Below are 17,150 nucleotides of genomic sequence, written 5' to 3'. Positions count from 1 at the left end.
TGGTGCAGCAGTTCTGCACCGGTGGCCATCACAGCCCGGCGGGCACCGAGAGCGGCAGGGCTCACGAGGGGGCCGACGGATCGACGACGGGGCCCACGCGCCCGGGGCGGGCCGGGCCCGGCCGCCCCGGGGAAGGCGCGCTCAGGTCAGGGTGCGCCCGTCGACGTAGCGGGAGACGACCAGCGGCAGGAAGTCCGCGCAGTGGCCGAGGCCGGTCACGTCCTGCACACTGCGGACGACCGCGAGCCGGTCCAGCTCGGGCTCCACGCCACGGGCGCGCTCCTCCTCGGCCAGGACCTCGTGGTGCTTGAGTCCCAGAGCGGCCGAGACCGGCGGGGCCAGGAAGTGGACACCGAGGTTGCCGTACTCGCCGCGGGTGACGCCCCACGCACGCATGTCCTCGGGATCGGCGACAACGCCGATCTCCTCCAGCAACTCCTGCGCGGCGTGCCGCCGCAGCGCCGCCACGTCGAGGCTCTGTCCTTCGGCCGGCGGCTCCGCCGACCCACCGGGCAGGGCCCACCGTCCCGGATGCACGGTGAAGCCCGAGCTCCGGCCGACGATCAGCCCACCGTCCTCCACCGGCTGCAGCACGGTGACGAAAATCGACGCAGGCAGCCAGGAACAGCCCTCGACCCGGCGCAGCGCCCGGTAGCGGTAGGTCGCCGGGGCCCACGACAGCACCAGAGCGGAGCCGTCGGCCTGCTCCTCGACCCCGACGCAGGCCACCGCCGGGCCGTCGAACAGCGCAGGCTGCTGGGCCACCGCCTCGTCCCAGAACTGGTCCATGGCCGCTCGCTCCTCGGGCGACAACGAGGGAATGGCAACCTGCTCTAGGCGCAGCGCCCGGGCGTCGAAGAACTCAACAGTGGCATCGGTCACCCGACCATCGTGGCAGACCATCCGACCCCGTCAGCGCATCCGGCGCGGCTCTGCTACCTTGCCCCGCCGGCCGCCCCGCTCCACCCCACCCGATGCCTTCCGTACTACCGGCCCCACCGACCACAATCCGTCCCCGGGAGCCTTCCGCCCACAGAAGCCGGCCAGGCTTGCCGCGTGAGCCCCCGCGCCGCCTGTCAGCCCCCCTCCTCGGCCCTCCCCCCGGTGCCCCGCTCTGCGCTGTGATGGCATCCGACCACCGGGCCCGTACGCCGCCCGGCTGCCTCGGGCCCTGAGGCGACTCCAAGGGGGGAAGTGGACATGTCGATCGCCCTGACCGCCAACGCCCGCGTGGTGGCCGTTGTCGCTCACCCGGATGACGACGTGCTGATGTTCTACGGCACGCTGCGCGCCTGGAGCGACGCGGGCGCGAGCGTCACCGTCATCGTCGCCACCCACGGAGCCAACGGCGTGTCCGTCGCCGACCGCGCCGCCGGGATCACGCTGACCACCACCCAGCGGCTGCGGGAACTCCCGGCCTGCTACCAGGACACCGGCATCACCGTGGAGTGCCTGGGCTTCGAGGACGGCACCCTGGAGGCCGACCACACGCTCGTCACCGCCATCGAGACAGCTCTCACCCGGCTGCGCTGCACCGTGCTTCTCATCCACGCGCTCCACCGCGGCAACGACCACCAGGACCACCAGGCCGTCGCCCGCGCCGCGCTGAACGCCGCTGCCCGGGTACCGACCTGCACCACGATCCTGCACGGCAAGCCGCACGCCCCCCCACGACTTCACCACCACCGTCCTCGTCGACATCACCCCCTACATCGACGACAAGGTCAAGGCCCTGCAGACCCACGCCTCCCAGGCCGGCCGGTACTACCTGACCGAGGACTACACCCGCTGGCGCGCCACCGGAGCGAACCGGTCCCTCCTGCCCGCCCGGGCTGGCGGCGAGCGCTCCTTCGAGGAACTCGCACCCTCGCTGCTCCTGCTGGACCCGTCGGCCCACCCGGTCTGCTGACACCCGCCCCCGTCCCGACGACCAGCGCACGATCACCCGAAACCCGCTCGACCCCACGAGAGGTGGATCATGCCCGGACTCACAGCCGTCATCGCCGCCGCCGGCGTCGGCAGCCGCTTCTTCCCTATCGGCAAGACGACCCCCAAGTGCATGCTCCCGGTCTGGAACCGGCCCCGGCTGTCCTACACCGTCGCCGACTGCATCGCCGCCGGCGCCGACCGGATCGCCGTAGTCACCGCCCCCGGCGAGTGCACCCGCCAGGTCCGCCACTTCCTCACCCCTGACCCGGAGATGGAACGCTACTTCGCCGCCCGCGGCTGGCAGCACAAGTACGAACCGATCGCCCGCCCGGTCCCCGCCGAGATCACCGTCATCGAGCAACCGCGCGACACCGGCCACTACGGCACTGCCCTGCCACCGATGTGCGCCGCCGAGTGGATCGCCGGCGACGACTTCCTCCTCGTATCCGGCGACGACCTCTTGCTACGCCTCGACCAGGGCTCGGACCTGGCGGACCTCGTCGCCGCCCGCCGCAGCGCCGGCACCACGGGCGCGGTCGCAGTCGCCGCCCGGCCGACCGGCCGCTGCGCTACGGGGTCGTCCAGCACCGCACCGGCACCCGGGAGCACCCGCTGCTGGACCAGGTGCGGGCCTGGAACCCCGACGACCGCGAGCGCGGCGCCACCGCGCACATCAACATCAGCCGGACCCTGCTCCCCGCCGCCTCACTGCCGTACTTCGCCGCCGTCCAGCCCGCCGTCGACGGCGAACTCCGGGCCACCGACGCCGTGACCGCCTTCGCCCGCGACCACGGCATGCTGGTCCACCCGATCCGGGGCGGCTTCTACGACTGTGGAAGTCCCGAGGGCCTGCACGCCGCCAACAGTGCCCTCGCGGCCGAACCCTGCCCGTAGCGCCAGCCCCGGCGGGATATCGGTGTCGCCGCTTTCGGGTGACGGTGTCCAGCGTCGGCAGGGCAGCGCGCTGGGCCTGGGCCACCTCCAGAATGTGTAGCGCGCTTGACACTTAAGGCGGGTAAGGGCATGCTGAATGTGAAGCGCGCTACACATCTGGTGGCGCTGGCAAAGAGGGGACGGTCATGGCAGGCACCATCACGCCGGAGAAGGTCCGCGAGCTGTGGGACGCCCCCACCCCTACGGCGGTCATCGACCGGGGCGAGGACCTCGCCCCGGTGACCAAGGACGACCTGGCCGCGCTCGCCGACCAGATCGACACCGACGACCACGGCCGACCCCTCGCGGACCAGTGGGACGTCCTGGCCGACCAGCTCAACAGCGACGAGGCGGAGTCGCCCGCGGGGCCGGCCGCCGACGTCCTCCAAGCCGTCGAGGACGCGCGCCGCTACCGGGACAAGGTGAAGGCCGACGCCGACGAGGAGTTCAACTCGCTGATCCGCTCCGCGATGCTCAACCGGAAGACCACCAAGGTGAAGGTCGCCGAGCTGGAGAAGGCCGCGGACCTGTCCCGCTCGCGGCTCTACCAGATCCGCGACGGGCGCCGCTGACCCGTGAACCCCCTCGACGCAGCCTCCCGCCTGGTCACCCGGCGGGAGGCGGAACCCCTCCTCGGCTACGCCCCCGGCGGTCTGAAGGCCGTGATGCAGCAGCAGCGCGGACGCTGGCCCGAGCCGGTCGCCTGCCGCAGGCGCGACCGCGCGCTGCTGTGGGACCTGGACGCCGTGCTCGCTGCCGCCCGGCCTTCCACCGCGGTGCGCTCGCGGCGGCCCGATGGCGCCGATCCGGACGGTCTGGTGACCTGCCTGGTCTGCGGGCGCCGCTTCCGTTCCCTCGCGCCGCACCTCGCCCGCGTCCACGAGATGTCAGCCGCCGACTACCGTGCAGAACACGCACTCCCCGCCACCACCGCACTGATGGCAACCGACGTCCGGCGCTCGCTCTCCGCGACCCGCACCGAAGCCATGGCCGCCAACCCGAACCTGATCGAGCCGATGCGGGCCTCCACACCCCCCGCGGAAGAACTCGCACGCCGCTCCGCCCGGGCCCGCGCAGGCACAGACGGCCTTCCCTCCATCCGCGCCGCGCGCCGGAACGGCGCCCTACGCACCGTCCAGACCGCCCAGCAGGCCCGCCGGGACAACCTCGAAGCGACCGCCCGAGCAGCCGGCTTCACATCGATGGCCGAGGCGATCGGCGCCACCCGCGACCTGCCGAGCCGTGCCGCCGCCACCCGGATCGGCGGTGGCGCCAGCACCGTGAAGCGCTGGCGCCACCGGCTCCAGCCATGAGGCCGCCAACGCGGTCCGAGAGACGCCAGGGCCTTGTCTGGTCAATCACGTGAGTGGATACGCTGACCCATCCCACGAGGAGGCAGTGCTATGACGATGAGCCTCGCGGAAGCCGTCGCGCTCGTGCAGCGGATCACGAACGCCGACTACGACCGCGACGACGAGGTGGACGGCTGGCTGGATCAGCTCGACAGGTCCCTGATGTGTCCGACCGGCTACGTCAGCAATCTGATCTTCTCGCCAAGGGGCCCGAGCTCTCAGCCGAGGAAGTTGTAGATCAAGCGCTGGCTTACCGACCGCTCGCTTTGTGACTCCACGGTCCAGCGCGTGGAAGACGATTCTCCGGGCTGACTGCTGATCAATGGCAGTGAGTGCTCACGCAACACGCGCAGACTGGACACGGAAGGCGATCACCCAGGTCACGGAGATCGCTGACATGCCAGGGTGGAACCTGTACACGACGCTGATGCGGTCGCCGGAGTCGGAGGCCGGGTCTGCTTCCTCCCTCGCCCGTGGCAGGTCGCCCCGGGCCGTTGCTGTTGGCGGCGGTTGCGTGACGGCGTGCCGGAGCGAATCGAGGGCATGGGAACAGCCGGCCCGGCTGGCTGCCGGTCGGCTTCTCGGGTGAGGCGACGACTCATTAGGTCGATTCTGACCACCTCACCTCTTCGGTCACGCAGCGTGAACCGCCGCAGAACACGTGCCGGAGCCCGAGATGACTCCGGCACGAGTTCCGTGAAAGCTCTCCGGTGACAACGCTGCCGACGGTGAAGAGTCAGAGCCACCAGCGAATGAAGGTGACAATACCGAGGGCCGTGAAGCCCAGGAGCACGAGACCGGCAAAGCCAAAACCGACGCAGACGGCCTCGTCCGACAACAAGCCTGTGGAGGCACCGGCTTCGGTGGGCACGAACTCGATCACCGGCCTGGTGACCTTCGCCGGTGGACCGGCAGACGGTCGGACCGAACGTCTGCCGCTGTCCCAGCTGACAGGGGTCACGATCTCCGGTGTGACCTACCACAGCCGGCCCGGGCCGCCCCCGGAGGTGAAGAGCACTCCACAGGGCCTGGCCCAGGTGATGCGGCCTGTCTGATCCGAACAGGCATCGATCCGGGGTGGAACGAGCGCAGGGAGTCCTAAGCCCGTACCAAGCGCAACGGCGCTGGCCCCCCGCCTCCGCTGCAAGGAGGTCCCGACCCGTCGCCGCGGGTACAGCCCTCGGCGACAGCCGGATGACCCCGCAGGCGCGGGCGCGGGGAGCAGTCCAAGGGGACCGTCTCCAGCGCCTCAGGCTGGGGCCATCCCCGCGGGCGCGGGGAGCAGTTCTTCAAGATCATCTACCACGTGCCCATCCAGGGATCATCCCCGCGGGCGCGGGGAGCAGTCTGTGTGACCTGGGGTGTTATCCGGCTACGGCGTGGGTTTCGTCCACTTTCACTGATTCGGACATGCGCGAAATAGCTTGCGTTTCTCGCTGATTGTGGTCAGCGGCTGCCGAAGAGGTATAGGAGCGCCGTCGCAGATCATCCTTGCCGCTGCCGACAACAGCCAGCCCTTCGAACCGGCGCTGACCGGCCGCAGCCGATCGCGGAGACTTTCAGTCCTGCGGAAGCGTCACGACGATCTGGCCGTCGTCGTTGACGCCGTGAATGGAGATGCGGCTCTGTTCGAACTTCTCCCAGTCGCACCGCAGCCGGAAGACCTTGTGCGGCGGGATCGCGGCGACGTCCTCAGTGGCGGTGAAGTCGCCCTGGTCGAGCAGTAGCAGGACCGCCTGGCGGGCGTCGTGGGGGTCGCCGTCGATGGCCTTGGCCAGGCGTTGCAGGCTGGTGGTGACCTCCTCGAGGCGGCGCCCTTCCGGGTCGAACAGGGCGATGATCTCGAAGGAGTCGTCGGAGTAGATCAGGCTCATCCGCAGCTCGCGCTGCACCTGCTCCTCCTCGGTACTCAGCGGCAGGACCTCGCTCGGGAACGGCAAAGGGCTGGCCGGGTGCAGGCGCGGCACTCCGGCGTCGTCCGGGATCTCGTGGAGCACCTTGGCCGCCACCAGCAGGGTGATCACGTCGTCGATGGTCTCCAGCGGCGGCAGGCCATACCGCGCGGCGTAGCGGGTGCCGTCGGCGATCTGCCCGGGCAGGGCTTCGGCGGCCTCGGCGGCCTCTTCTTCGTCGTACTCGTCGCCGGTGTCCCAGCAGGAGTGGGTGAGCAGGCCGCTCGGGTTGGCCTTCGTGGCGACGAACGGGCCGAGCTCCTCGCGGGTGAGGGGTGCGCCCTCCATGCCGGCGCCGATGAGCAGCATCATCGTCGCCAGGGGGCGGATCCGGGACCAGCCTCCTCGGGCGGTACGGCGCAGGTGCTCCCCGCGCATCTCGTCGTCGGTCCAGTCCAGCAGCGAGGCCGTCTCGGCCATGGGCTCCCCCAAGATCGTCGGTGTGCCGTCGGACCGTAGGCTACGCCGCTGCCGGTGGACTCCCGAACCCACGTCGAGTAGCCGCACCCCGCGCTGGCGAAGGCGTCCGCGTGGTCAGTCATCAGGGGTGATGTTGATCGCGTCGCACCAGTAACAGGTCCAGTCGTAGGGCAGCCGGTAGCTGTGGACGCTGAAGAAGCCCAGCGGCTCGCCCTAGACGGTGTTCGTCGCCTCGCAGTTCCAGCAGTCGAACTCGAAGTCCATCGTCTCCCTTCCCAGAGCGGCCTCCAGGATGGCGGGCGCGGGGACTGCAGGGGAGGTGATCGCGTGTTCTGGCTGGAAGGGGTGCGTACGTTGAAGGCCGGCCCCTCGCTATTCGAGCGTGAGGGCCAGCTAGATTCTCGGGCGGTGCTGCTGGCCAGGTCAGGGCCCGGCGATGATCCAGGTGACGAACACCGAGGCCATGGCCTCGTGGTAGCGGTAGACGACGCTGACGCGGTCTCCGGAGTCGGCGGCCGGATCGGTACGGGTGGTGTAGTCGTCGACCTCCGGGTCGGTGCCGCCGGGCACCGGGTTCACCTTCGAGGGCGGGTACCGGCACCGCTGCCTCAGCGGCCGGCTGCCGACGCCGGACCTCCCGCCGCTGGACGACGACCCCTGGGCCAGCGCCCCGCCGTACGGATGCGCGGACGACTACCCGAGCTGACCGTCTGTCCCCTCCCCGCGCAGCACCGCAGCCCGCCTGACGCATCAGGCGGGCCGCGGCCTTCCCCGGTGCCGGCCAACGCCTCTCACAGCAAACCGGCCAACCCGGGCCCCTCTCGATCCGAGACCAGAAGGACACCCCAGTATGGCAACCGCACTCCTGCCCCGTACCGCCCCCGCTCGCTCCCTCTCCCCCGAGCAGCGCCACCAGGCCGCCGCCGCGCTCCGCTCCATCGGCCGTCTCGCCCCCCGCCCGCGCCGCTCCCGCTACGCCTGCGGCAGCTGCTCGGTGGCGTGGGCTGGCCCCGAGGCTGGCTGCTGGTCCTGCGGGCGCCCCGCAACCCACACCCGCGACGACGCCTCCCTCCTGCACCGCCTTCTGCTCGCCCCCGTCTCCCCCACGACGAGGGCGGCGGTGAGGTGAGCACCGTGCCGCCCGAGGACCTCGGCCGGCGCCTGGCCGCCGAACTCGTCCCCCAGTCCCCGCCCCGCCCAGGCGCCGCCACCGCACCGCCGCGCTGACAGCGGCTCCGGCCGCCGACCCGGGCGACATCACCGCGCCGCTGGTCACCCTCTCCATCCTCGCCCCGCCCTCGCCCAGCCCGCGGGCGACGCCGCCCGCGCCACCATGCCATGCGCGGCGCAGCCGACCACGACGTCCTCGACCTGGCCCGCACCGAGGCGGCCCGCGCCAGCGAGCGCCTGGCCGCCGCCGTCACCGTGCACGTGGCCTGACCCCCTGTCTCGACACCCGACCCGGAAGGCGCCGTATGACCCAGCACCCCGTCCGGTCGGGTGGGGCGCGGTGGTGGGCAGGCCGCTGGGGCCGAGGCTGCGACGGGCGGCCGGCTCCTCGGTCGCCTGCATCACCTCTGTGGAGAATGGCTCCGGGAACGGGGCCGCTCGACGGGGAGCAGCCGGGTGACGCTGGACGGCCCGGACGCCGTTTCGGCGGCCGGTTGGAGGGAGATGAGCTCCCTTGCGTCGGCGGCCTGCCAGTGGAGGGCTTCTGTGCCCTCGTGATCCCCGGCCCTCGGCCGGACGTCGGCTCCCTCTGATCCATGGACTACCCGAGGACCCCTGACATCGTGCCTTCGGCGGCCTTGCTGTCGTACGAGGTGGTCACGGGGTAGGACGCAGTCAGCATCGTTGAGGACAGTGAGGGCCCTGCGGAACTTGCCCGTGTCGGTCTCGACCGTCTTCTCCGGCTCGCCGAGCATGCATAGTGCGGTCAGACTGGAAATACCGGACCTTCCAGTGGCCCGACCTGCTATCACGTCGGCTCCGGGCCGAACTTCGCCCGACGGCCACCCCCTGGCGCATGGAATTCGCGGCCCGGGGGGGGAAGGCCGCTATCGACCCGCGCTGGGCAGCCGCTCACCTGAACTTGCCCTGCCCGCCGGTGCCCGTTTGTAGAACCTTCATGGAGCGGTCATGGCGATACTCATTTCGACGAAGGACGTGGTGAAACCGCAGCACCTGTTCATCCCCTACCGAACAGCGGATGGAACGGGCGCGCTGCAGATCGTCCACACCGGCACGTTGGCCCTTGATGGGGGCGGCGGACCGCTTGGTGACAATGTCGTGGTCGCCTTCGTCCCCTACGGCGCTTCGGGCTCCGTGAGTCCGCCGACCACCGGAAAGGTCCAGGACTTCAGCAGTGTCCTGACGGCATCGACGGTGACGGCTACGCTCGCAGGATTCAGAGTGACGGGGGACGACAACGTAACGGCGTTCATCGATTCCTCGGAGTTGCACCTTCGGACACAACCAGGCATGACGGGTATCAGTGGCCCGCCTCTGTGTCTCATCATGGAAGTCCGCATCGGAGCCTTGCGCACCAAAATCTCCAGAATTGCCTACCAGGCGACCGTCAAGGTCGAACCCGATCCCGGGAACGAACACAGCGCCAGCCTCCTGCAGAACATTCCGAACCTCATTCCGGCCGGAAGCGCGGACGGATCCATGGTGGACGCCACCCACAGAGATCCCATCCTGTGAACGTTCTCGTCTAGGACGACCCGGGCCTACCAGGTCTCCCCATCACCGCGGTGTGCCGCCGCGACCTCGCCGTATCTGGAGCCGGTCGGACAGGTCTGCCGAACCTCAGAACGTCGCAGCGGGCGGCGCGTGTGCGGGTGGCGAGCAGTGGGGAGAGCGTCGCTGCGGAGCGGGGATGGCGGTCGGCGGGTGCCACCGGTCGGCGGCACGGCCACGCCAAGACGGGGTGGAGCGGTGCCCGTCCGGCTGGGCACGGGGATGTTGGCCGTGGGCCGTGCCGCCGGTGTGTCAGTCCGTCTCCACCCGGCTGCGGCCGCCCTCGCCTGGCTCGATCTCGCCGACTCAGCCGACGACCACGGACGAGTGAAGCCAGCTCATATCCCTTGCGCCACACCTGTTGCACTGCCTACCTTGCTTGGTCATAGCCACTGAGCTGCGAGGACCCGACTTGGAGTCCGCCTCAGGATCGGCGACCACCCGAGAACTCGCCCTCTGCCTCGCACGGAACCCACACAGGCCCGACCACCAGCGGGTCCCGGAGGACGTCCTGCGCTACCAGCACCGCATGGCCCGAGACGCGCCCGCCACCTGCTCGAAGGCGAAGGCTTCGACGAGATCCGCCACCACCGCACCGAGTAGTGACGCCGCGCACCTCGGAGGACAACTCAATGACCGACACCCTGCGCACCCGTCTGGCCCGCGCCACCCTGGACACCACCGACTCCGTCCTCACCGCCGCAGCCGCCGCCTGCCTCACCGCCTACCGCACCCTCGCCACCCGCCCGGCCGAGACCCGTATCACCCCGGCACGAGCGGCTGATCGCCAAGGGCGGCTGCCGGCTGGAGCTGGACCACTACCTGGAGGCCCTGGTCCGCAAGCCGGGCGCCTTCCCCGGCGCGACCGCGCTCGACCAGGCCCGCTCCGCCGGCAAGTTCACCCCGGTCCACGACGCCTGGTGGACCGCGGCGGTCCGGGCCCACGGCGACGCCGAGGGCACCCGGGCGCTGATCGAGGTGCTGCTGCTTGGACGGCACCTAGCGCACGACCACATCGTCGCCGGCCTGGCCACCGCCCTGCGAGCCGGGGCCCTGACCGCGGACGCGGTCGCGCTGGAGGCCCGCAAGGCCGCCCAGACCGACGACGAGCCCGCCGTCGCTGTCCCCACGCCGCGGCCGGTTGCCGGGCCGGGAGCGGGGACGGTGACGTTCCTGCACGAGTGGAAGCTCAACCACCTTCCGCCGGACACCAGGCCGCTGCCCTCGGTAACCCACTACGACCAGTTGCTCCGACACCGCCGCGTCGTCGGCGGCGGTGACCTGCGAGAGGGAGAAGCGCCATGACCGCCATGCTGCCCCGCCAGCGGAACCTGACCGAGCAGGCCGCCACCACGGCCATCGACACCGCCTGCAGGCTGCTGCGGCTGCCGTCGATCCGAGGCGAGTTCGCCGACATCGCCGACCGGGCGGTCAAGGAGCAGATGACCTACCGCGGTTTCCTCGCCGAGCTGCTGATGGCCGAGTGCGACGACCGCGCCCGCCGCCGCTCGGAGCGGCGGATCAAGGCCGCCGGGTTCCCCCGCGACAAGTCCCTGCGGACCTTCGACTTCGACGTCAACCCCAACATCGACCCCGCCGTGATCAACACCCTCGCCAGCTGCGAGTGGATCAAGAAGAGCCAGCCGCTCTACCTGATCGGCGACTCCGGCACCGGCAAGTCCCACATGCTCATCGCCCTGGGCACCGAGGCCGCCATGCAGGGCTACCGCGTCCGCTACACGCTCGCCACCAAGCTGGTGAACGAGCTGGTCGAGGCCGCCGACGAGAAGCAGCTGAACAAGACCATCGCCCGCTACGGCCGCGTCGACCTGCTCTGCCTGGACGAGTTCGGCTGTGCGCCACGAGGCGCTGAGGGATCTTGCGGGATGAAAGGCCCGCCGCTGGTTCTCGCAGGGACCGGTTGAAGCTGGAGGCAGGCTGACCCCCGGGTTGGGGGTGAGGCCGGAAGCAGCCTCGACAACGTAGGGGCGGACCGACACCACCAGACGGTTCGTGCCCGCAAGCGAAGACGGAATGGGTGTAAGGAAACTGAACCAGTGGTTGACGTCCCGTGAGTCGTCAGCGGCCTGCCGAACCTGGTGGATGGGCCGCTTTGCAGTGCTGGAGAGAGCCGTAGCCGATGGACTCTCCTCTCCTCTCGCCTGGAGCCCATGGGCGTTGGGAGGCCCGGACCAAGACTGCGATGTGCGGTCCGTGGCGATGCTGCCGGGGTATAGCTGGGCACCGAAGCCGTCACAGAGATCCTCAGTGAACGTGGGAAGCGATCTGGCATCGCCCTTCCCGTCCGGCCTCCAGCCGGGCGGCGGGCAGGCGCGACGCCCGCTGATGGCGCCAGATCGTGGCGGAGTCGCCGTAGTACTCGGAGGCCGGGAAAGCCGGTCACATGGGGAAGGGCGACAGCGTGATGGCAGCAGGACTGCTGTCGGGGAGGAACGTTGTTGAACAACGACGCGCCGTCGACACCTTGGCCGAGCATTTTCGCGGCCGAGCGACGGGTACTCGATCATCAGCTCAAGCTGCACCGATGGGCACGGAACGAACCGGCTCGCCGGTTCGATGACGTATTCAACTTGATCTGCGACCAGGCCACGCTGTTGATGGCCTGGGAGCGGGTGTCTGGCAACCGGGGTGCCAGGACAGCGGGCGTGGACGCGGTCACCCGCTACTACGTCGAGGAACGTCAGGGAGTGATCCCGTTTCTGGAGGACCTGCGGTCCTCGCTCAGGGACGGGTCGTTCACCGCACTTCCGGTCAAGCAGGCGGTGATCCCCAAGAAGAACGGCAAGGTCCGTTATCTGGGCATCCCGACCCTGCGCGACCGCGTTGCGCAGATGGCCCTCAAGCTGGTCCTGGAGCCGATCTTCGAGGCCGATTTCTACCCGTCCTCGTACGGGTATCGGCCTGGTCGTCGGGCTCAGGATGCCATCGCCGAGATTCACCACTTCACCCGCAAGCCGTCGACCTACGACTGGGTCATCGAGGGCGACATCAAGGCTTGCTTCGACAACGTCGACCATCACGTCCTGATGGGCCTGGTGGCCGAACGCATCAAGGACCGCAAGGTCTTGCGGCTGGTCAGCGCGTTCCTGCGGGCCGGGGTTGTCGAGTTGCACGGTGGACTCGCGGAGACCCTCACGGGCACTCCGCAAGGAGGAGTCGCCTCCCCGCTGTTGGCCAACATCTATCTCTCCGTCCTGGACCGGCACTTCTCCCGGATCTGGGACGCGGAGATGACCCCGCCCTGGCGTCGGCAGTATCGACGCCGGATGGGGCGGCCGAACTTCCGTCTGGTTCGTTACGCCGACGACTTCATCGTGCTCGTGCACGGCACGAAGTCGGAGGCCGAAGCGATCAAGGCGGAGATCGGTGAGCTGCTGGCCAGCAGGCTGAAGATGACCCTCTCCGACGAGAAGACCCACATCACCCACATCGACGACGGCTTCGTCTTCCTCGGCTTCCACATCCAGCGGAGACCCTGGGGCGACGGCCGGCGCGTCGTGCTCACCATCCCGTCCAAGCAGGCCTTGGCGTCGGTGATGCACAAGATCAAGAAACTGACGGGGCGGAGTACGACCTCGCTCTCGTTGGAGGAGGTGCTGCGGACGGTCAACCCGGTCCTTCGGGGCTGGGCTGCCTACTTCCGCTATGGCGTCTCGAAGAGGACGTTCGCCTACCTCGGCTGGTACGCGTGGTGGCGGATGCTTCGGTGGATTCGCTACAAGCACCCCCGGACGACCTGGAAACAGCTGCGGCGCCGCTTCTTCGGAGCGGACCGCATCGCGGAGGGCGGTCTCGTCCTCTACAACCCGGCGAAGATGCGTGTTGAGCGTTACCGCTTTCGCGGGGCGCAGATCAGCACGCCCTACAACATCGACGAGGTCAATCCGGACGGGGCTCGCTTCCGCCGGACCAGCCACGACGATGTGGCCTTCGTCGGCCAGGTCAGCGAATACCTCGCCTGATCCATCGGATCACGTGGAGAGCGGATGCTCGGCCAACGGGCACGTCCGGTTCGGCGGGCGGGGATGGGAAAACCGACACCCGAGAGGGTGCACGGCGTCCCGTCCCCGACCCAACACCTCAACCTGGACCGCCGCGGCGCCGAGATGCTGTTCCAGGTTCTGACCGAGAGGGAGGAGAAGAACAGTGTCGCGATCGCCTCGAACGAATCGTTCGGAGGCTGGACCAAGACCTTCACCGACCCCCGCCTCTGCGCGGCCATCGTCGACCGCCTCACCTTCAACGGCACCATCATCGAGACCGGCACCGAGTCCTACCGCCTCGCGCAGACTAAGGCCAGGCAGCAGGCGAGGAAATAGTCAGGCGGCCGTGCGATTGCGTCGGTAGTCTCCGCGGGTGTCGTTGACTCAGTACGTCTACTTTGCGATCTCCACCGTGGGCACCACCGCCGACGAGATCACCCAGCTGATTGGCGTGGAACCGGACGAGGTCACGGTGCGGGGAAGTTTGACCACTTCACCTCACATCATCCCGTCCTGTCACTGCTGGAAGATCTTCTGCTGCGAGCCGGGCCTGCGGGTCGATGAGCAGCTCGACCTGGTAATCGGCAGGCTCCGGCCTCACATGGAAGCGCTCACAAATCTGACGAGCCGTCTTGCAACCGAGGAGGGCTCCGCGGGCGTGATTCTGCAGGTCATGCGCTACTACAACCGGCGTGACGAGCAGCCGGGCGGCTCGCCGGACGACACGAACCTCTACGGCTGGCGCCTGCACCGCGCGGTGGTGGACTTCCTCACCGCAACCGGCGCAGAACTTGATTTCGACGAATACGACATGACGCCCGGCGACGACTGACACCGCCCGCTTCAAAGTGGGGCCACGACGGACCGGAAGCCGGGGCCAGTCCGGGCCGGAACAAAGAGCCTGCGGCACCAAGCCGGAGCCAGTTCAGACCGGAAGAGTGGGGCCATACCAAACCGCTAACGCCAGGTGCGGATCCCGTCGGTGATCGGGACCGACGACTTCGCCCCTGGGGTGTTCGGTGCTCTCGTGATCCCGCAGGGCTTCGGCATCCTCGGCGCGGACTTTCCCCCACGCGGGCTCGGCAGGGCTGCCGGAGATCACCTCGGGCGGGACGGGGATCGACGCCACCGGCGCGTCGATGTTTTGCGTCGCGCAGTGCAACGGATAGTGGATGCTGTGTAGTCACCCTGGCGATTGGACGCTCATGGACCGCTATCCCCCGATCGCCGATCACGGCCTGGTGGGAGACCTGCAGACCGCTGCGCTGGTGTCCTCGCAGGGCGTGGTGAACTGGTTCTGCTCGCCGAGGTTCGACTCGCCCAGCATTTTCGCCTCGCTCCTCGACCACGACCGCGGCGGGCACTTCCGGCTCGCGCCGGAGCACACGGACATGTCGTGCAAGCAGCTCTACTACCCGGACACCGGGGTGCTGGTGACCAGGTTCATGTCGCCGGACGGGGTGGGCGAGGTCATCGACTGGATGCCGGCGAACACCAGCCGCACCCCGACCGACCGCCACGCCCTGAGGCGGGTCGTCCGGGCCGTGCGCGGCACCGTGCGGTTCACTTTGGAGTGCAGGCCGCGGTTCGACTACGGCCGGGCCGGCCACGAGCTCGAACTGAGCTCCCGGGACGCGGTCTTCCGCGCCCCAGGGATCACCGGACACCTGCAGGCGAGCTTCCCGCTGGAGCGGGACGGGGACGACGTCAGCGGCGCAGTCACCCTCAACGTCGGGGAGTCGGCCGCCGCGGTGTTCACCACGTCCGCCGCCGACGGCGCCGCGCCGCCCCCGCTCACCGTGGAGGGTGTCACGGAGCAGCTGTGGGCGGAGGTGGACTTCTGGCAGAAGTGGCTGCACACTTCCCGTTACCGGGGCCGCTGGGCGGAGATGGTGAACCGCTCGGCCATTACGCTCAAGCTCCTCACCTACCATCCCACCGGGGCGCCGGTCGCCGCCGCCACCATGGGCCTGCCCGAGCAGGTCGGGGGCGAGCGCAACTGGGACTACCGGTATTCGTGGATCCGCGACGGCTCGCTCTCGGTGCGGGCGCTGCTCGACCTCGGCTTCGTTGAGGAGGCGACCTCGTTCACGAAGTGGCTGGGCGACCGGATGCGCGACCGGGCCGACCTGCCAGGCGAGCGGCTGCAGATCATGTACCGGGTCGACGGGGACCCGCATCTCACCGAGGAGATCCTGGAGCACTGGGAGGGCTACCGCGGCTCGCGTCCGGTGCGCGCGGGCAATGCCGCGGCCGACCAACTGCAGCTCGACATCTACGGCGAGGCGCTCTACGCGATGGCCGAGAGCCTGGACGTCGGCGTGGAGCTGGGCTACCACGGCTGGAAGGGGCTCGCCAAGACCCTGGACTGGCTGGCCGACAACTGGGACCGTCCGGACGAGGGCGTCTGGGAGACCCGCGGCGGGCGCAACGACTTCACGTTCAGCCGGGTGATGTGCTGGGTGGCGTTCGACCGCGGGATGCGGATGGCGACCGAGCTGAGCCGGCCAGCCGACATCCCGCGCTGGCGCCAGGCCCGCGACGCCATCCTCGAACAGGTGATGGACAAGGGCTGGAGCCACGCCGAGCAGGCCCTGGTCCAGCACTACGGCGGCGACGTCCTGGACGCCTCCCTGCTGCTGATCCCGCGCCTGGGCTTCCTCACCGCGAAGGGCCCCGGGTGGCTCAACACCCTGGACGCGGTGGAGCGCAAACTCGTCTCGGACAGCCTGGTCTACCGTTACGACCCGGCCGCCTCACCCGACGGCCTGCGCGGCTCCGAGGGCACCTTCAGCCTGTGCACCTACCTCTACGTCGACGCCCTGGCGCGGGCCGGCCGCGTCCGCCCGGCGCGCTACACCTTCGAGAAGATGCACACCTACGCCAACCACGTGGGGCTGTTCGCCGAGGAGATCGGCCCGAGCGGCGAGCAACTCGGCAACTTCCCGCAGGCGTTCACGCACCTGTCGCTCATCATGGCGGCCTCCACCCTGGACGAGGCAATTGACCGGCAGCGGCAGCGAGACTGAGCCCGGGCCCGCGCGCCCGCAGAGCCGGGCCGCGTTCGACCGCCTCTACGCCCGCCTGCGGTCCCCGGCCGTCGGGGGACCGGAACCGGGCGGCGGGCGGGGTGCGCTGGCGACGATCACGCCGGCCACGGTCGTGCAGCCACGGCCGAGGTCCGCGCGGGGCTGACGGTGTCCCTGGCCTCCCCCGTGCAGACCGAGCCCGCCCCCGACGACCCGCACCCCGCCCGACACCGGCTCACCAACCCGCCCGAGGCCGACGCCGACGGCACCGGACTCCACTTCGCTACCGACGCCTTCTCGATGAACGTGCACGGCGACGCGGACAGCCACCTCGACGCGCTGTGCCATGTCGTCTACGACGGCGCCCTGTACAGCGGAGTCCCGGCCACGACCGTGACCGCCGAGGGAGCCACCGCCCTGTCGGTCGAACTGGTCCGCGACGGAATCGTCGGGCGGGGTGTCCTCCTCGACGTCCCACGGCTGCGCGGGACGCACTGGCTGGCACCCGGTGACCATGCCACCGCCGCCGACCTGCGGGCCGCCGAGGCCGCGCAGGGCGTCCGGGTCGGCGCGGGCGATCTGCTCTTCGTCCGGCTCGGCCACCGCCGCCGGCGGATCGAGACCGGGCCGTGGGACGCCGCCCGGGCCCGGGCCGAGCCGGTCGAACAAGGCCCCGGTGACCTGTACACCTTCCGTTGGGGACTGCGGCCCTGGACCGGCGACCCCGAGACCGGCTGACACCGACGCGGGGAAGCGGAGCGGCCGAGCACCCGGGCGCGGGCCGGGCCG

At 69.9% G+C, this 17,150-nt stretch carries 17 protein-coding genes and 3 pseudogenes; 16 read left to right on the top strand and 4 right to left on the bottom strand.

Annotation, left to right across the window (positions count from 1 at the left end; all coding sequences use genetic code 11):
- Positions 1-141: 141 nt before the first annotated feature.
- Positions 142-882, bottom strand: a complete 741-nt coding sequence (locus ACGFZP_RS37850) for an NUDIX domain-containing protein (RefSeq protein WP_392941530.1) — start codon at positions 880-882, stop codon at positions 142-144.
- 318 nt (positions 883-1,200) lie between these two features.
- On the opposite strand from ACGFZP_RS37850, the pseudogene ACGFZP_RS37845 reads away from it, so the two are divergent.
- The 6 genes and pseudogenes from ACGFZP_RS37845 to ACGFZP_RS37820 all read left to right on the top strand — a co-directional run.
- Positions 1,201-1,554 (top strand): annotated as a pseudogene (locus tag ACGFZP_RS37845) (PIG-L deacetylase family protein); the annotation flags it as partial.
- Between the two features lie 424 nt (positions 1,555-1,978).
- Positions 1,979-2,701 (top strand): sugar phosphate nucleotidyltransferase, encoded by a 723-nt coding sequence (locus ACGFZP_RS37840; protein WP_392941527.1) that lies wholly within the window; start codon positions 1,979-1,981, stop codon positions 2,699-2,701.
- On the top strand, positions 2,698-2,823 hold the full coding sequence (locus ACGFZP_RS37835; RefSeq protein ID WP_392941525.1) for a hypothetical protein: 126 nt from the start codon (positions 2,698-2,700) through the stop codon (positions 2,821-2,823). The genes ACGFZP_RS37840 and ACGFZP_RS37835 overlap by 4 nt, the downstream gene beginning before the upstream one ends.
- A gap of 185 nt (positions 2,824-3,008) precedes the next feature.
- Complete coding sequence (locus tag ACGFZP_RS37830; RefSeq protein WP_392941522.1) at positions 3,009-3,434, top strand: hypothetical protein; 426 nt, start codon at positions 3,009-3,011, stop codon at positions 3,432-3,434.
- Between the two features lie 3 nt (positions 3,435-3,437).
- The gene (locus ACGFZP_RS37825) at positions 3,438-4,175 is read left to right on the top strand and encodes a MucR family transcriptional regulator (protein WP_392941520.1); all 738 of its coding nucleotides are present in this window, start codon (positions 3,438-3,440) and stop codon (positions 4,173-4,175) included.
- A gap of 90 nt (positions 4,176-4,265) precedes the next feature.
- Entirely contained in the window at positions 4,266-4,451 is a 186-nt protein-coding gene (locus tag ACGFZP_RS37820; protein WP_392941517.1) for an e9imm peptide, read from the top strand.
- A gap of 499 nt (positions 4,452-4,950) precedes the next feature.
- On the opposite strand, the gene ACGFZP_RS37815 is transcribed toward ACGFZP_RS37820, so the two are convergent.
- The 3 genes from ACGFZP_RS37815 to ACGFZP_RS37805 all read right to left on the bottom strand — a co-directional run bounded on the left by ACGFZP_RS37815 (position 4,951) and on the right by ACGFZP_RS37805 (position 7,156).
- A complete protein-coding gene (locus ACGFZP_RS37815) occupies positions 4,951-5,097 on the bottom strand; it encodes a hypothetical protein (RefSeq protein WP_392941515.1) in 147 nt (48 codons plus the stop codon).
- A gap of 676 nt (positions 5,098-5,773) precedes the next feature.
- Positions 5,774-6,586 carry a DUF6042 family protein gene (locus tag ACGFZP_RS37810; protein ID WP_392941512.1) on the bottom strand — a complete coding sequence of 271 codons (813 nt, stop codon included), beginning with the start codon at positions 6,584-6,586 and terminating at the stop codon, positions 5,774-5,776.
- 423 nt (positions 6,587-7,009) lie between these two features.
- The gene (locus tag ACGFZP_RS37805) at positions 7,010-7,156 is read right to left on the bottom strand and encodes a hypothetical protein (RefSeq protein WP_392941509.1); all 147 of its coding nucleotides are present in this window, start codon (positions 7,154-7,156) and stop codon (positions 7,010-7,012) included.
- Between ACGFZP_RS37805 and ACGFZP_RS37800 the strand changes: the two genes are divergently transcribed.
- From ACGFZP_RS37800 to ACGFZP_RS37755, 10 genes and pseudogenes are all read left to right on the top strand, one after another.
- Positions 7,143-7,292 carry a hypothetical protein gene (locus ACGFZP_RS37800; RefSeq protein ID WP_392941507.1) on the top strand — a complete coding sequence of 50 codons (150 nt, stop codon included), beginning with the start codon at positions 7,143-7,145 and terminating at the stop codon, positions 7,290-7,292. The genes ACGFZP_RS37805 and ACGFZP_RS37800 overlap by 14 nt on opposite strands.
- Before the next feature lie 144 nt (positions 7,293-7,436).
- On the top strand, positions 7,437-7,715 hold the full coding sequence (locus ACGFZP_RS37795; protein ID WP_392941504.1) for a hypothetical protein: 279 nt from the start codon (positions 7,437-7,439) through the stop codon (positions 7,713-7,715).
- Between the two features lie 1,010 nt (positions 7,716-8,725).
- Positions 8,726-9,292, top strand: a complete 567-nt coding sequence (locus ACGFZP_RS37790) for a hypothetical protein (protein WP_392941503.1) — start codon at positions 8,726-8,728, stop codon at positions 9,290-9,292.
- A gap of 1,014 nt (positions 9,293-10,306) precedes the next feature.
- The gene (locus ACGFZP_RS37785; protein ID WP_392941502.1) at positions 10,307-10,633 is read left to right on the top strand and encodes a hypothetical protein; all 327 of its coding nucleotides are present in this window, start codon (positions 10,307-10,309) and stop codon (positions 10,631-10,633) included.
- A 5-nt stretch (positions 10,634-10,638) separates the two neighbouring features.
- Positions 10,639-11,181, top strand: a pseudogene (locus tag ACGFZP_RS37780) (ATP-binding protein); the annotation flags it as partial.
- A gap of 606 nt (positions 11,182-11,787) precedes the next feature.
- Positions 11,788-13,311 carry a group II intron reverse transcriptase/maturase gene (gene ltrA, locus ACGFZP_RS37775; protein WP_392941500.1) on the top strand — a complete coding sequence of 508 codons (1,524 nt, stop codon included), beginning with the start codon at positions 11,788-11,790 and terminating at the stop codon, positions 13,309-13,311.
- A 114-nt stretch (positions 13,312-13,425) separates the two neighbouring features.
- Positions 13,426-13,668: pseudogene (locus ACGFZP_RS37770) on the top strand (ATP-binding protein); the annotation flags it as partial.
- A gap of 37 nt (positions 13,669-13,705) precedes the next feature.
- Positions 13,706-14,164, top strand: a complete 459-nt coding sequence (locus tag ACGFZP_RS37765) for a DUF4279 domain-containing protein (protein ID WP_392941498.1) — start codon at positions 13,706-13,708, stop codon at positions 14,162-14,164.
- Between the two features lie 373 nt (positions 14,165-14,537).
- Entirely contained in the window at positions 14,538-16,361 is a 1,824-nt protein-coding gene (locus tag ACGFZP_RS37760) for a glycoside hydrolase family 15 protein (protein WP_392941496.1), read from the top strand.
- 168 nt (positions 16,362-16,529) lie between these two features.
- The gene (locus tag ACGFZP_RS37755; protein WP_392941494.1) at positions 16,530-17,099 is read left to right on the top strand and encodes a cyclase family protein; all 570 of its coding nucleotides are present in this window, start codon (positions 16,530-16,532) and stop codon (positions 17,097-17,099) included.
- Positions 17,100-17,150: the final 51 nt, after the last annotated feature.

It is taken from the genome of Kitasatospora sp. NPDC048239, from assembly GCF_043202015.1.
In the GTDB taxonomy this organism is placed as follows: Bacteria; Actinomycetota; Actinomycetes; order Streptomycetales; family Streptomycetaceae; genus Kitasatospora.
This window is presented reverse-complemented; position numbering and strand designations above follow the sequence as displayed.